At 61.1% G+C, this 14,331-nt stretch carries 10 protein-coding genes; 9 read left to right on the top strand and 1 reads right to left on the bottom strand.

Annotated features, from left to right (window positions below; translation table 11 throughout):
* Positions 1 to 17 precede the first annotated feature (17 nt).
* The gene (locus tag FAY22_RS11610) at positions 18 to 830 is read left to right on the top strand and encodes a molybdopterin-binding protein (protein ID WP_146330351.1); all 813 of its coding nucleotides are present in this window, start codon (positions 18 to 20) and stop codon (positions 828 to 830) included.
* 48 nt (positions 831 to 878) lie between these two features.
* On the opposite strand, the gene phaP is transcribed toward FAY22_RS11610, so the two are convergent.
* The gene (gene phaP, locus FAY22_RS11605; protein ID WP_146330350.1) at positions 879 to 1,439 is read right to left on the bottom strand and encodes a TIGR01841 family phasin; all 561 of its coding nucleotides are present in this window, start codon (positions 1,437 to 1,439) and stop codon (positions 879 to 881) included.
* A 227-nt stretch (positions 1,440 to 1,666) separates the two neighbouring features.
* Between phaP and FAY22_RS11600 the strand changes: the two genes are divergently transcribed.
* From FAY22_RS11600 to FAY22_RS11565, 8 genes are all read left to right on the top strand, one after another.
* The gene (locus tag FAY22_RS11600; protein WP_146330349.1) at positions 1,667 to 2,584 is read left to right on the top strand and encodes a histone deacetylase; all 918 of its coding nucleotides are present in this window, start codon (positions 1,667 to 1,669) and stop codon (positions 2,582 to 2,584) included.
* A 65-nt stretch (positions 2,585 to 2,649) separates the two neighbouring features.
* Positions 2,650 to 3,495, top strand: a complete 846-nt coding sequence (locus FAY22_RS11595; protein WP_246860753.1) for a DMT family transporter — start codon at positions 2,650 to 2,652, stop codon at positions 3,493 to 3,495.
* 3 nt (positions 3,496 to 3,498) lie between these two features.
* Positions 3,499 to 3,933: a thioesterase family protein gene (locus FAY22_RS11590; RefSeq protein WP_146330347.1), complete on the top strand. Its 435-nt coding sequence runs from the start codon at positions 3,499 to 3,501 to the stop codon at positions 3,931 to 3,933.
* 2 nt (positions 3,934 to 3,935) lie between these two features.
* Entirely contained in the window at positions 3,936 to 4,631 is a 696-nt protein-coding gene (locus FAY22_RS11585; RefSeq protein WP_146330346.1) for a nitroreductase, read from the top strand.
* Between the two features lie 98 nt (positions 4,632 to 4,729).
* Positions 4,730 to 5,803 carry a tartrate dehydrogenase gene (locus tag FAY22_RS11580; RefSeq protein WP_146330345.1) on the top strand — a complete coding sequence of 358 codons (1,074 nt, stop codon included), beginning with the start codon at positions 4,730 to 4,732 and terminating at the stop codon, positions 5,801 to 5,803.
* Between the two features lie 195 nt (positions 5,804 to 5,998).
* Positions 5,999 to 7,108, top strand: a complete 1,110-nt coding sequence (gene pbpG, locus FAY22_RS11575; RefSeq protein WP_146333419.1) for a D-alanyl-D-alanine endopeptidase — start codon at positions 5,999 to 6,001, stop codon at positions 7,106 to 7,108.
* 189 nt (positions 7,109 to 7,297) lie between these two features.
* The gene (locus FAY22_RS11570) at positions 7,298 to 8,758 is read left to right on the top strand and encodes a response regulator (RefSeq protein WP_210411814.1); all 1,461 of its coding nucleotides are present in this window, start codon (positions 7,298 to 7,300) and stop codon (positions 8,756 to 8,758) included.
* 266 nt (positions 8,759 to 9,024) lie between these two features.
* On the top strand, positions 9,025 to 14,286 hold the full coding sequence (locus tag FAY22_RS11565; protein ID WP_146330344.1) for a HAMP domain-containing protein: 5,262 nt from the start codon (positions 9,025 to 9,027) through the stop codon (positions 14,284 to 14,286).
* Positions 14,287 to 14,331 lie beyond the last annotated feature (45 nt).

Genomic DNA, 14,331 nt, shown 5'->3' with positions numbered 1-14,331 from the left:
TCCATCGGATCGATCTTATGGCTATCGGACTCATTATCATCGGCGACGAAATCCTGTCCGGAAAACGGACGGACAAGCACTTCCCCAAGGTGGTGGAACTGCTGTCGGCGCGTGGCCTGCAGTTGTCGTGGGCGGAGTACGTGGGCGACGACCGGGAGCGCATCACTGCCGTCTTGAAGCGCACGTTCGCCAGCGGCGACATCGTGTTTTCCTGCGGGGGCATCGGTGCCACTCCGGACGACCATACGCGCCAGTGCGCCGCCGCAGCGCTGGACGTGCCGCTGGTGCTGCATCCGGAAGCCAGGGCGAAGATCGAGGAGCGCATTGCGGATGTGGCGCGCGAGGAAGGCCGGGTTCCGGACTATGGCGCGCCGGACAATGCGCATCGGCTCAAGATGGGCGAGTTCCCGCAGGGAGCGGAGATCATCCCGAATCCGTTCAACAAGATTCCCGGCTTCGCGATCCGGCATGGCGACAAGGGCGCGCACTATTTTGTCCCGGGGTTTCCCGTGATGGCATGGCCGATGATCGAGTGGGTGCTCGATACCCATTACGCGCATCTCTTCAGGAAGGCGGCTCGCCTGGAAAAGGCGGTGCTGGTGTTCGGCAAGGCGGAGTCGACCCTGACGCCGCTGATGGAGCAAGTCGAGGAGGAATTTCCGCTGGTGAAAGTGTTCAGCCTGCCGAGCGTCGGCGACGCGACGACACGGCGCCACATCGAGCTGGGGGTGAAAGGCGATCCGGCGCAGGTTGTCGCGGCATTCGAAAGGATGCTGCGCGGCCTTGATCAGTGCGGGGCGGAATACCGGGGCATGGATGGCACTCCCTAGCCCCGGCGCTCCTGCGCCGCTTTCCATTTAGCGGCGCAGAACTGCCTATTACTTCTTGCCGGCGGCGCGTGCAGCCTTGGTAACCGGTTGCAGCTGGGTGACGGTGTTCAGGTTCGCTTCCAGCGCTTCGACCGCCTGCTTGGTGGTCTTGGACAGCTGTTCATAGCCGGCGTTGACGTTGCCGATAGTGGACTTCACCATGGCGATGGCGTTTTCGGTGCCGGCCGGGGCGTTCTTGGTCACTTCTTCCACCAGTTCCAGCACCTTGCGGCTGGTTTCTGCGATCTGCGCTTCGGCGACCTTGCTGAACTCGGCTTGCAGGCCGGAGGCGATGGACGCCAGGCTGCGGCTGTATGCCAGGGCTTTTTCAGCGTTCGGCTGGGTTTGGGCGGCAACCAGCGACAACCACTCTTGCGCATCCTTGGCAGAGAGGAATTGCTTGGTCGTGGCATTGGATTCTTCCAGCGATTCCTTGGCAGCGCTCAGGTGCAGGTCGAGGACTTTCTCGACGCCTTCAAAGGTCTTGTTGGTGAGCGCGTTCAGCAGGGCGAGCTGGGATTCGAGCGTGGCCTTGGATGCAGCGGAAAACTGTTCGGGAATCGTAAACATATACATCTCCTTTGGAGGACGAGGATTGATCAAGAAGCAAGGCGACAAGTGCGCATACATCTTTTGTGCGTCGCAACAAACTATATTCTAAGCATTGTTTTTATTAAGTCAATAAATTTTGTTGCGGAGCACCAAAAAGCCACGCCTCTGTCGAATGGGGCGGCGGCGGGGCGCGTGCTACACTCCTTGGCTTCCCTTTGCACTTTCCCTTTACGTAAACTGCAGCCTTGAAAGCCTTCTACAGCGACCATTTCGTCCTGCCGCTACCGGAAGGGCATCGATTTCCGATGCAAAAGTACCGGCTGGTGCGTGAGGGTGTACTTGCGTCCATCCCGGGCATCGAATTCAATGAGGCACCCTTGACGACCGACGGTGTGCTTGCACTGGCGCACCATCCTGCTTATATCCAGCGCGTATCGAACGGCGACCTGTCGCCGGCGCAACAGAAGGCGATTGGTTTTCCCTGGTCACCGCAAATGGTGGAGCGGTCGCGCCGCTCGACCGGAGCCACGATCGCCGCATGTCGCGCCGCGCTTTCGCAGGGCGTGGCGGCCAACCTGGCCGGCGGCACGCACCACGCGTATGCCGATCGCGGCGAGGGGTTTTGCGTGTTTAACGATGCGGCGGTTGCTGCACGCTTGATGCAGGCCGAGCGGCGCGTGCAACGCGTCGCCATTGTCGACCTCGATGTCCATCAAGGCAACGGCACTGCGTCGATCCTGGCGCGCGACGACTCGGTATTCACGCTGTCGCTGCATGGGCAAAACAACTATCCGTTCGAAAAGGAATGCAGCGACCTCGATGTCGCGCTGGATGACGGTACCGGAGATGCCGAATACCTGCGGGCATTGCGGGAAGCGCTGGACGGGATGTTTCGCCGCTTTTCGCCGCAGCTGATCATTTATCTCGCCGGTGCTGATCCGCATGAAGGCGATCGCCTCGGCCGCCTGAAGCTGACGATGGACGGATTGGCGGCACGCGACCGGATGGTGCTGGACCATGCGCGCGAGCGCGGCATTGCGGTCGCCGTCGCGATGGCCGGAGGCTACGGCAAGAACATCCAAGACACGGTGGCGGTCCACGTGCAGACTGTTGGCATTGCTTCCAGCTATAGCGGCCGCATTGCGGCCGCTTCTCCTGCATGACCTCCACCACATCCACCCAGGCACGCCGGCCTGCGGCGGCGCGGCCTAACGCCTGGATTGCCGCGATGCCGTTCCTGTTCGTGCTGATCTGGAGCACCGGCTTCGTCGTCGCCAAGTTCGGCCTGCCGTACGCGCCGCCGCTGACCTTCCTGCTGCTGCGCTTCGCTGGCGTGCTGGCCGTGCTGCTGCCGGTGGTGCTGCTGACGAGGGCGCCTTGGACGATCGGGCGGATAAGACAGATCGCCCTGGCCGGAACACTGGTGCAGGCTGGCTATCTCGGCGGCGTCTGGTGCGCGATCAAGCTCGGCATGCCGGCCGGCCTGTCCGCGCTGATCGTCGGCATGCAGCCGATCCTGACCGCGTTTGCCGCTCCGCTCGTGGGTGAGCGCGTCACCGGCCGCCAGTGGATCGGCCTGCTGTTCGGCATCTGCGGCGTCGGCCTGGTAGTGGTTAACAAGATTTCGCTGATCGGCTTATCATGGCAAAGCATCGCGCTGTGCGTGTTTGCGCTGCTGTCGATTACGATCGGAACGCTGTACCAGAAGCGTCACTGTCCGAGCTTCGACCTGCGCACCGGGACCGTGATCCAGTTCGCCGCATCGATTGTCGTGGTGCTGCCGTTCGCCATCGCGTTCGAGCACCTGACTCCCGCGTTCGATGCCGTGCAATGGACGCCGCGGTTCGCCGGCGCCTTGTCGTGGTCGGTGCTGGCGCTGTCGATCGGCGCGATCTTCCTGCTGTTCGCGCTCATCAGAAAGAGCGCGGCGACGCAGGTCAGCAGCCTGATGTACCTGACCCCGCCAACGACGGCTGTCATGGCGTGGCTCATGTTTGGGGAGGCGTTCAGCATGGTCGGCGTGGCCGGCATGGTGCTGGCCGTCATTGGCGTAGCACTTGTTGTGAGAAAGTGAGCAATGCGAGCAGAAGCAAACAAGCGAAGCGATTACCGGCACTTCCACGCGATCACCACGCGCTGGATGGACAACGACGCCTACGGGCATGTAAACAACGTCGTCTATTACAGCTGGTTCGACACGGTGGTGAACCAGTTCCTGATTGCCAATGAGGCGCTTGACATCGAGCGCAGCCGTGTCATCGGTCTGGTGATCGAAACACAGTGCAATTACTTTGCGTCGGTGACTTTCCCGGATCGCGTGACCGCCGGCCTGCGTGTGACGAAGCTGGGCAACTCCAGCGTGCGCTATGAAGTCGGCATCTTCCGCAACGACGAGGAGACCGCATCGGCGCAGGGACATTTCGTGCATGTGTATGTCGACCGCGTCACCCGCCGACCGAGCGCGATTCCGGAAAGGATGCGCTCCTTGTTGCAAACCATAACCGTCGGATAACCATGATCCAGAACGAACAGCAGAAGATGGTCGATAGCGCGATTACCTCGCGCCGCTCGATCCGCGCCTTTCTTCCCACGCCGGTGGCGCGCGAGGATGTCGAGTCGATTCTCGACGTCGCCGCCCGCGCGCCGTCCGGCACCAATACCCAGCCGTGGAAAGTGTACGTGCTGACCGGCGCCGCCAAGGAACGCCTGTCGGCGGAAGTGCTGCGTGCACATAACGATCAGTCGCTCAGCCGCCAGCATGCCGAGGAATATGCGTACTATCCGCGCGAATGGGTCGCGCCCTACATCGACCGCCGCCGCAAGGTCGGCTGGGACTTGTATGCGCTCCTGGGCCTGACGCGCGAAAACAAGGCGGGCATGCATGCCCAGCACGGGCGCAACTACGCCTTCTTCGATGCGCCGGTGGGCATGATCTTCACGATCGACCGCATCATGGAGCAGGGCTCCTGGCTCGATTACGGCATGTTCCTGCAAAACGTCATGATTGCCGCGCGTGCGCGCGGACTGGACACCTGCCCGCAGGCGGCGTTCACCCAGTATCACAAGATCATCGCCGACGTGCTGCAACTGCCTCCCAACGAAATGGTCGTTTGCGGCATGTCGCTCGGTTATGCCGATCCTGACAAGATCGAGAACACGCTGGTGACGGAGCGTGAAGCGGTATCGACGTTCGCAAAGTTCATCGAGTAGCGATTATGTCGTTCGAGGAAATAATGTAGTAGTTTCCGTTTAATGAACGGCGCGGCGATACGCATTAAGATCTTGCGTAATCATTGGAGGAGCAGAGTATGAGCACGCATCGTATCGCCGTCATTCCCGGCGACGGCATCGGCAAGGAAGTGGTACCCGAGGGATTGCGCGTCCTGGACGCCGCCGCGCGCAAATTCGGTATCGATTTCAAATGGGATCATTTCGACTTCGCGTCGTGCGACTACTACGCCAAGCACGGCCAGATGATGCCGGACGACTGGAAGGACCGGATCGGCGGGCATGACGCGATTTTCTTCGGCGCGGTGGGCTGGCCGGATACCGTGCCGGACCATATCTCGCTGTGGGGCTCGCTCTTGAAGTTCCGGCGCGAATTCGACCAGTACGTGAACCTGCGTCCGTGCCGCCTGATGCCGGGCATCCCGTCGCCGCTGGCGAACCGCAAGCCGGGGGATATCGATTTCTACGTGGTGCGCGAGAATACCGAAGGCGAATATTCCTCGGTCGGCGGCAAGATGTACGAGGGCACCGAGCGCGAAGTCGTATTCCAGGAAAGCGTATTCTCGCGCAAGGGAGTCGACCGCATCCTGAAGTTCGCATTCGATCTGGCGCAGCGCCGGCCGAAAAAGCACCTGACCTCGGCCACCAAGTCCAACGGTATCTCGATCACGATGCCGTACTGGGACGAGCGGGTAGAAGAAATGGCGAGGTCCTATCCGGACGTGAGGTGGGACAAGTACCACATCGACATCCTGACAGCGCATTTCGTACGCAACCCGGACCGCTTCGACGTGGTCGTGGCATCCAACCTGTTCGGCGACATCCTGTCCGACCTTGGGCCCGCCTGCACCGGGACGATCGCGATTGCGCCGTCGGCCAATATCAATCCGGAGCGCGACTATCCTTCGCTGTTCGAGCCGGTGCATGGCTCCGCTCCCGACATCGCCGGCAAAGGCATCGCCAACCCAATCGGGCAGATCTGGTGCGGCGCCATGATGCTGGAACACCTCGGGCATCATGCAGCGGGCGCGGCCGTCCTTCGCGCAATCGAAAAGGTGCTGGAAGCCGGACCGAGGCATGCGCCCTTTACCTCAGACATGGGCGGATCGGCCGCAACGGCGGATCTTGGACGCGCGATTGCCGAAGCCTTGTAACGCAAATTCACCCTCATCCAATAGATTGAAAAGCCCTTCCACCTAGTGGACGGGCTTTTTGTTTGCGGGGTATCAATTTGCAGTAAGAAATTTGTTTAACTGCCTGTGCTAACCCTCTCATTTTCTTGCTGATTTTCACTATTTTGCTAGACTGCAAGATATAATGAATTCGAGCATGAAATGGGGGGGATGCCGATGTTCAAGTCCGCGCTACGGGTCGTTTTTTCAATATGTGCCCTGTCGGTCACTGTTCCTGCGGTACACGCCGAAAACAAGTCCGCTACAAAGTCTTCCGTAAAGAAGCACGTTCACAAAAAGAGTTCCAAAAGTAAAACGGAAGTGGCAAGCCATGCCCACGCGAAGCACCGGCAAGCGTCACACAAGTCGCACAGGAAATCCGGCAAGAAGCCTGTCGTCGCCCATGTCACACATCGCAATGCGGTTCAGCCCGTGGCCTACACGCCGGCCTTGCCGGTGATGCCGCCGGTCATGACGGCCGGCGATCTGGCTGGCTTGAACGCAACACGCGATCCGTTGGCCTTGAAATCCAATGTCGCGTTTGTCATCGACCAGACCAATTCGCAAGTCTTGTTTGAAAAGAATTCCAGCGTTCCGTTGCCGATCGCATCCCTGACCAAGCTGATGACTGCGACAGTCGTGGTGGAAGCGCGCCAGGACATGGACGAGGTGCTGGAGGTGACGGCGGACGATATTGACCGAGAAAGAAACAGCGCCTCGCGCTTGCGCGTCGGTTCGCACCTGAAGCGTTCCGATATGCTGCATATCGCCCTGATGAGTTCGGAAAATCGCGCCGCCTCCGCGCTGGGACGCCACTATCCGGGAGGACTGCCGGCATTTGTTGCTGCTATGAATGCAAAGGCCAAGGCCTTGGGCATGGCCAATACTCATTACGTCGATTCCACTGGGCTGTCCAGCCAAAACGTCGCGACTGCGCGCGATCTGGCCAAGCTGGTTGTGGCGGCTTACAGGCATCCACTGATTCGCGAATATTCAACCGATAGCAAGTATTCGGTGAACACCGGCAAGCAAGTATTGCAATACATTAATTCGAATCGGCTAGTGATGAATCCTCATTGGGAGATCGGCCTGCAAAAGACCGGCTATATCACCGAAGCAGGGCGTTGTCTGTTGATGCAAACCAGGATCGATGGTCGCCCCGTCGTGATGGTTTTTCTTGACTCCAAGGGCAAGGATTCTCGCCTGGCCGATGCCGGGCGCATCCGTAAATGGCTCGAAGTGAACAAGCATCAGGCGCTGACCCAGGTGACGCCGCATCAAAGCTAAGTTTCCACGCATAGATCCTCCAGGGCGGTCGCAGCCAGATGGCTGCGACCGCCTTTTCTTTTGTCGTTCGGAACGGCTTTCATAGAATTTTGGTTACAGCCGTTTTCCTGTATCTGTGTTAGATTGGATTATTAAATTTGCAGCGTGTTGTGCAAGTGGCATGCTACCGACGTTGTATTGCCCGTCTTGATGGAAGACGCGCATAGTGGTGAAGCCGATCGTAGATTCGAATTAACCCATGAATGGCGGTCCCAAGAAGTTGCGGCATCATCGACAAACAGGTGTGCCGGCTTCTGCAGGCCGTTTTTCTTTTGCATAGGCGTTCGATTGTTCGTGTTTGTTCCCAAAGTCCTTCTCGTAAACGACGACTCGGCCAGCCTGCTGGCGCTGTCTAGCCTGCTGGTGGACCGGAACAGTTACGAGGTCATGACCGCGCGTTCCGGCGAAGAGGCGCTGCGCCACGTACTCAACCACGATTTCGCGGTGATCCTGCTCGATGTCAGCATGCCGAGCATGGATGGCTTCGAAACCGCCGAAGCGATCCACTCGCATCCGCGCTCGGCATCGGTGCCGATCATCTTCGTGACCGCCCACTACGCGGATGAAATGAACCGCCTCAAGGGTTACCAGAAAGGCGCGGTCGATTACCTGTTCACGCCCATCATTCCGCAGATACTGCAGAGCAAAGTTGCCGTCTTTGTCGAGCTGGCAAAGAAAAACATGCAGTTACAGCACCAGAAGCACGACCTGGAAAATCTCAATGAAGAATTGCAGGCGCAGCGCCGGCTAGACCTGCAGCACATCAACGAGCGCAAGCAGGCAGAAGAAGCACTGCGCCAGTCGCAGAACGAATTGCGCGAGCTGGCCAGCTACCAGGAGCGGGTGAAGGAAGACGAGCGCAAGCGCATTGCGCGCGAAATCCACGATGAACTCGGACAAAACCTGCTGGCATTGCGTATCGATATCGCCATGCTGCATGCGCGCACGGCATCCACGCATCCCAAGCTCAACGGCAAGGTGCACGCGGTGCTCGATCATATCGATGCCACCATGAAAGCGATGCGCTCGATCATCAACAATCTGCGTCCGACTGTCCTCGATCTTGGGCTGAGTGCGGCCATCGAGTGGCAGGTGAAGGAATTCCAGCGGCGCACAGGCATTGCCTGTGAGCTGGAATTATCGGACAAGGAACTGGTGGTCGACGACAGCCGCGCCACGGCGTTGTTCCGGGTATTGCAGGAATCGCTGAACAATGTGTTTCGCCATGCGCGCGCGACCAAAACCAAGATCGAAGTCCACCAGGCGGACAACCGGCTCTATATGCGCGTGGCCGACAATGGTGTCGGCATCTTTCCCGGGTGCCGGCGAAAAGCCAATTCCTTTGGCCTGATCGGCATCAAGGAGCGAATCAGCGCTCTGGGGGGCGATCTCGACATCGACACGGCACAGGACCGGGGAACGGCGCTCACCGTCTCGATTCCGGTTGATAACGGCGACAAAAACGCAGGCGGCGGATGCTATGGCGAGGAAGCCAAGCCGCGCGACAAGCGGGCAAGCGACGCCGACAAAGATAACAACCGGTCTTCTTCTACACATTCCGCTGTCCCGCGTAGGAAAAAAGCGCTGCAGGATGCCAGTTCGGCACGCTGATGATGGCCTTGCGAGGCCGTGGCGTTTTCCGCCGTACTCGCGCTCTCTCATTTTCCGATTTTGATAATTATCAATACGAGCTCAGTTTGCCTGCCTAGGTGAAATTGAGACATTGCTCGAGGACTGTGTTTGCAACAAAATACTTAATCTTTTCCCAAGGGAAACACTTCGCCGCGTATGAGCGTAACGGAGCGCCGATCAGTGCGGGACAAAGCCTGAAATTGACAATAACGAACGTGCATCAAGTCGTAATGGGGAGACGCTGAATGAATAGCCGGTCAGAACAAAAGCAAGAACAAGAGCAAGATCACGAGCAAGATCACGAGCTGGATGCCAAGGCGCTGCTGAGCGTGCTTACCGCATTCAAGAAGGGCGACTTTTCGGTGCGCATGCCGTCGGACTGGACGGGGCTGGCCGGCAAGATTGCCGACACGCTCAACGACATCATCGAAACCAACGAGCAGATGGTCAAGGGCGTCACCGAAGTCAGCCAGGTGGTCGGGCGCGAAGGCCGCCTGTCGCAGCGCGCCTCGGTGCCGGCGGTGTCGGGCGGCTGGGCCGCCATGGTCAAGTCGGTCAACACCCTGATCGACGACCTGGTGCACCCGACCACCGAAATGGCGCGCGTCATCGGCGCGGTGGCCAAGGGCGACTTGTCGCAGACAATGTCGCTCGACGTCGACGGCCGCCCGTTGAAAGGCCAGTTCCTGCGCGCGGCCTCGACCGCCAACACGATGGTCGACCAGCTCTCGTCGTTTGCCTCGGAAGTCACGCGCGTGGCGCGCGAAGTCGGCACCGAGGGCAAGCTGGGAGGGCAGGCGAATGTGCCGGGCGTGGCCGGCACCTGGAAAGACCTAACCGATTCGGTGAATTCGATGGCCGGCAACCTGACTTCGCAGGTGCGCAACATCGCCGATGTGACCACCGCGGTGGCCAACGGCGACTTGTCGAAGAAAATCACGGTGGACGTGCGCGGCGAGATTTTGCAGCTCAAAGACACGATCAACACGATGGTGGACCAGCTGCGCTCGTTCGCCTCGGAAGTGACGCGCGTAGCGCGCGAGGTGGGCACCGAGGGACGGCTAGGCGGGCAGGCTTATGTGCCCGGCGTGGCGGGTACCTGGAAAGATTTGACCGACAACGTGAATTTCATGGCGTCGAATCTGACGGCGCAGGTGCGCAACATCGCGGAAGTGACGACGGCGGTTGCGAACGGCGACTTGTCGAAGAAAATCACGGTCGATGTGAAGGGCGAGATCCTGGAGCTGAAGGACACCATCAACGTGATGGTGGACCAGTTGAATTCCTTTGCGTCGGAGGTGACGCGGGTGGCGCGCGAGGTGGGCACCGAAGGCAAGCTGGGCGGCCAGGCACAGGTCAAGGGCGTGGGCGGCACCTGGAAAGACTTGACCGACAACGTGAACTTCATGGCGTCCAACCTCACCGGCCAGGTGCGTAACATCGCGGAAGTGACGACCGCTGTTGCGCGCGGCGACTTGTCGAAAAAGATCACGGTGGACGTGAAGGGCGAGATCCTGGAGCTGAAGGACACCATCAACGTGATGGTCGACCAGCTGTCGTCGTTTGCCTCGGAAGTCACGCGCGTGGCGCGCGAGGTCGGCACCGAGGGCAAGCTGGGAGGGCAGGCGAATGTGCCGGGCGTGGCCGGCACCTGGAAAGACTTGACCGACTCGGTGAACTCGATGGCCGGCAACCTGACTTCGCAGGTGCGCAACATCGCCGACGTGACCACCGCGGTGGCCAACGGCGACCTGTCGAAGAAAATCACGGTGGACGTGCGCGGCGAGATTTTGCAGCTCAAAGACACGATCAACACGATGGTGGACCAGCTGCGCTCGTTCGCCTCGGAAGTGACGCGGGTGGCGCGCGAGGTCGGCACCGAGGGACGGCTGGGCGGACAAGCTTATGTGCCCGGTGTGGGCGGCACCTGGAAGGACTTGACCGACAACGTGAACTTCATGGCGGCTAACCTGACGGCGCAGGTGCGCAACATCGCGGAAGTGACGACGGCGGTCGCGAACGGCGACTTGTCGAAGAAAATCACGGTGGACGTGAAGGGCGAGATCCTGCAGCTGAAGGACACCATCAACGTGATGGTCGACCAGCTGTCGTCGTTCGCCTCGGAGGTGACACGCGTGGCGCGCGAGGTGGGCACCGAGGGCAAACTGGGCGGCCAGGCGCAGGTGAAAGGTGCGGCCGGCACCTGGAAGGATCTGACCGACAACGTGAACTTCATGGCGGCCAACCTGACGGCGCAGGTGCGCGGCATCGCTGGCGTCGTGACTGCGGTGGCGAACGGCGACCTGAAGAAGAAATTGACTGTGGCGGCGCGCGGCGAAATCGCAGCGCTGGCCAACACGATCAATGAGATGACCGATACGCTGGCAGTGTTCGCGGACCAGGCGACGACAGTGGCGCGCGAGGTGGGCGTGGAAGGCAAGCTCGGCGGCCAGGCACGCGTGCCGGGCGCCTCGGGCACGTGGAAGGATTTGACCGAGAACGTCAACCAGCTGGCGGCGAACCTGACTACGCAGGTGCGCGCGATCGCGGAAGTGGCCACGGCGGTGACGCGCGGCGACCTGTCGCGCTCGATCCAGGTCGAGGCGCGCGGCGAAGTGGCGGACCTGAAGGACAACATCAACGAGATGATCCGCAACCTGAAGGAAACCACGCAAAAGAATGCCCAGCAGGACTGGCTCAAGACCAATCTCGCGCGCTTCACCCGCTTGCTGCAGGGCCAGCGCGACCTGTCCGCCGTCACCACCCTGATCCTGTCGGAACTGGCGCCCTTGGTGTCGGCCCACCACGGCGTGTTCTACATGATGGACTCGGGCGACGACGACGCCCGCCTGCGCATGACGTCCAGCTACGGCTACCGCTCCAGCCGCAAGCTGCCGACCTCGTTCTTGCCCGGCGAAGGGCTGGTCGGCCAATGCGCGCTGGAAAAGCAGCGCATCTGGCTCACCAACGTGCCGCGCGATTACATCCAGATCTCCTCGGGCCTGGGCGCAGCGCCCCCGACCAACATCGTGGTGCTGCCGATCCTGTTCGAGCAGCAGGTGAAAGCGGTGATCGAGATCGCCTCGCTGGACCGCTTCACCGAAACCCATTTGTCCTTCCTCGACCAACTGATGGAAACCATCGGCGTGGTGCTCAACACGATCGAGGCCAACAGCCGCACCGAGAGCCTGCTGCGGCAATCGCAATCACTGGCGCAGGAGCTGCAGCAGACCAACCTGGAGCTGGCGGAAAAGGCGCGCTTGCTGTCGCAGCAGAACAACGAGGTGGAGCGCAAGAACCGCGAAGTGGAACAGGCCAAGCTGGCCCTGGAGGAAAAGGCGACGCAGCTGGCCCTGTCGTCGAAGTACAAGTCCGAGTTTTTGGCGAACATGTCGCACGAGTTGCGCACGCCCCTGAACAGCTTGCTGATCCTGGCACAGCAATTGTCGGACAACCCGGACGGCAACCTCTCCGAGCGGCAGGTGGAATTCGCCCGGACCATCTACGGTTCCGGCAGCGACCTGCTCACGCTGATCAACGACATCCTCGACCTGTCCAAGATCGAGTCCGGCACCGTCACGCTCGAAATGAGCGAGTACCGCTTCCGCACCTTGTCGGGCTATGTCGAGCGCACCTTCCGCCACATGGCCGAGGCCAAGCAACTCGGCTTCTCGGTGGAGCTTGGGCCGACGCTGCCGCCGTCGATGATGACCGACACCACCCGCTTGCAGCAAATCCTGAAGAACCTGCTGTCGAACGCCTTCAAGTTCACTAACCGCGGCCGGGTGGCGCTGCAGATCGGCATGGCAAAGAGCGGCTGGAGCGCAGACAATCCCAGCCTCGCGCAAGCCGACGGCGTGCTGGCGTTTTCGGTGACCGACACCGGCGTGGGCATTGCCGCCGACAAGCTGCAGCTGATCTTCGAGGCGTTCCAGCAGGCCGACGGCAGCACCGCGCGCAAGTACGGCGGCACCGGGCTGGGCCTGTCGATTTCGCGCGAGCTGGCGCGCCTGCTCGGCGGCGAGATCCGCGTCGAAAGCGTGATCGGCGCCGGCAGCACGTTCACGCTGTACCTGCCTTATCAGAGCGTCGCATTCATGAATTACGGCGTGCCGCCGGCGCCGTTCTATGTCCAGCAGCAAGCGGGCAGCCAGACTGGACCGGCACAGGCGGATGGGAGCATGGCATTGGCCGGCGCGGGCGAGGGCGACATGCTGGCCCAGCCTGTCCTGGACGTTGCCCGGCCGGCGGTGTCCATGCCCGGCATGGACACGCCCTTCGTCGAATTCGAAAGCGCGCTGGACGATCGCACGTTGATTGCGCCCGGCGATCCGGCGATGCTGATCGTCGAGGACGACGCCGGCTTTGCCAACGTCCTGCTCGACTATGCGCGCGAGAAGAACTTCAAGGGTATCGTCACGCATCAGGGCGCCTCCGTCCTGACGCTGGCGCGCGACTACCTGCCGGTGGCGATCCTGCTCGATATCGACTTGCCCGACATGGGCGGCTTCGCCATGCTGGACCGCCTCAAGCGGGACCCCGCCACGCGCCACATCCCGGTGCACGTCATGGGCAGGACGCTGGTGCGCGAGCGCGCGCTGCAGCGGGGCGCGATCTCCTGCCTGCACAAGCCGGTCGACCGCGAGCGGCTGCAGGAAGAGTTCGCCCGCATCCAGCAATTCCTGAGCCGCGGCAAGCGCAATCTCCTGATCGTCGAGGACGACGCGCTTCAGCGCGAATCGATGATCGACCTGATCGACGCTTCCGACGTCAATATCGTCGCTGTCGGCACCGGGCAGGAAGCGTTGAGCGAGCTGGCCTCGCAGCCGTTCGATTGCATGGTGGTGGATCTGTCGCTGCCGGACATGAGCGGCTTCGAGCTGCTCGACATGATCGGCGAGGACGATGCGCTGCGCGACCTGCCGATCGTGGTTTATACCGCGAAGGACCTGAACCGCAAGGAAGTGGCGCGCCTGAAGCGCATCGCGAAAACCGTGGTCGTCAAGGATGTGCGTTCGTCCGAGCGCCTGCTGGATGAAACCGCGCTGTTCCTGCATCGTTCGCCGGCCAGCCTGCCGGAGGTGCAGCGCCGCATGCTGGAAGACATCCGCGTTTCCGATAGTGGCCTGGCCGGGCGCAAGGTGCTGATCGTCGACGACGACCTGCGCAACATCTTCGCCTTGAGCTCGGTGCTGGAACGGCAGCAGATGAAGGTGCTGTTCGCGGAAAACGGGCGTGACGGCATCGAGGTGCTGCAACGGGAGCCGGATGTCGAGATCGTGCTGATGGATATCATGATGCCGGAGATGGATGGCTACGACACCATGCGCGCCATCCGCAGCATCCCGCGCTTCAAGGCGCTGCCCATCATCACCCTGACTGCCAAGGCGATGAAGGGCGACCGCGACAAATGCCTGGCGGCCGGCGCGTCCGACTACATCACCAAGCCGGTGGACGTGGCGCAGCTGCTATCCCTGATGCGCGTCTGGCTGCACGGGCAGGGATAGAGAAGGCACAAATGGGCAGGGCCGCGCGAAGCGGCCTGCCTGTTT

Source organism: Noviherbaspirillum sp. UKPF54, from assembly GCF_007874125.1.
GTDB lineage: Bacteria > Pseudomonadota > Gammaproteobacteria > Burkholderiales > Burkholderiaceae_D > Noviherbaspirillum.
This window is presented reverse-complemented; position numbering and strand designations above follow the sequence as displayed.

Excerpts from the sequence above, each read along its gene's own strand:
- FAY22_RS11610 (WP_146330351.1), top strand. The coding sequence starts at position 18 with ATGGCTATCGGACTCATTATCATCGGCGACGAAATCCTGTCCGGAAAA.
- phaP (WP_146330350.1), bottom strand. The coding sequence starts at position 1,439 with ATGTTTACGATTCCCGAACAGTTTTCCGCTGCATCCAAGGCCACGCTC.
- FAY22_RS11595 (WP_246860753.1), top strand. The coding sequence starts at position 2,650 with ATGCCGTTCCTGTTCGTGCTGATCTGGAGCACCGGCTTCGTCGTCGCC.
- FAY22_RS11590 (WP_146330347.1), top strand. The coding sequence starts at position 3,499 with ATGCGAGCAGAAGCAAACAAGCGAAGCGATTACCGGCACTTCCACGCG.
- FAY22_RS11585 (WP_146330346.1), top strand. The coding sequence starts at position 3,936 with ATGATCCAGAACGAACAGCAGAAGATGGTCGATAGCGCGATTACCTCG.
- FAY22_RS11580 (WP_146330345.1), top strand. The coding sequence starts at position 4,730 with ATGAGCACGCATCGTATCGCCGTCATTCCCGGCGACGGCATCGGCAAG.
- pbpG (WP_146333419.1), top strand. The coding sequence starts at position 5,999 with ATGTTCAAGTCCGCGCTACGGGTCGTTTTTTCAATATGTGCCCTGTCG.
- FAY22_RS11570 (WP_210411814.1), top strand. The coding sequence starts at position 7,298 with ATGGAAGACGCGCATAGTGGTGAAGCCGATCGTAGATTCGAATTAACC.
- FAY22_RS11565 (WP_146330344.1), top strand. The coding sequence starts at position 9,025 with ATGAATAGCCGGTCAGAACAAAAGCAAGAACAAGAGCAAGATCACGAG.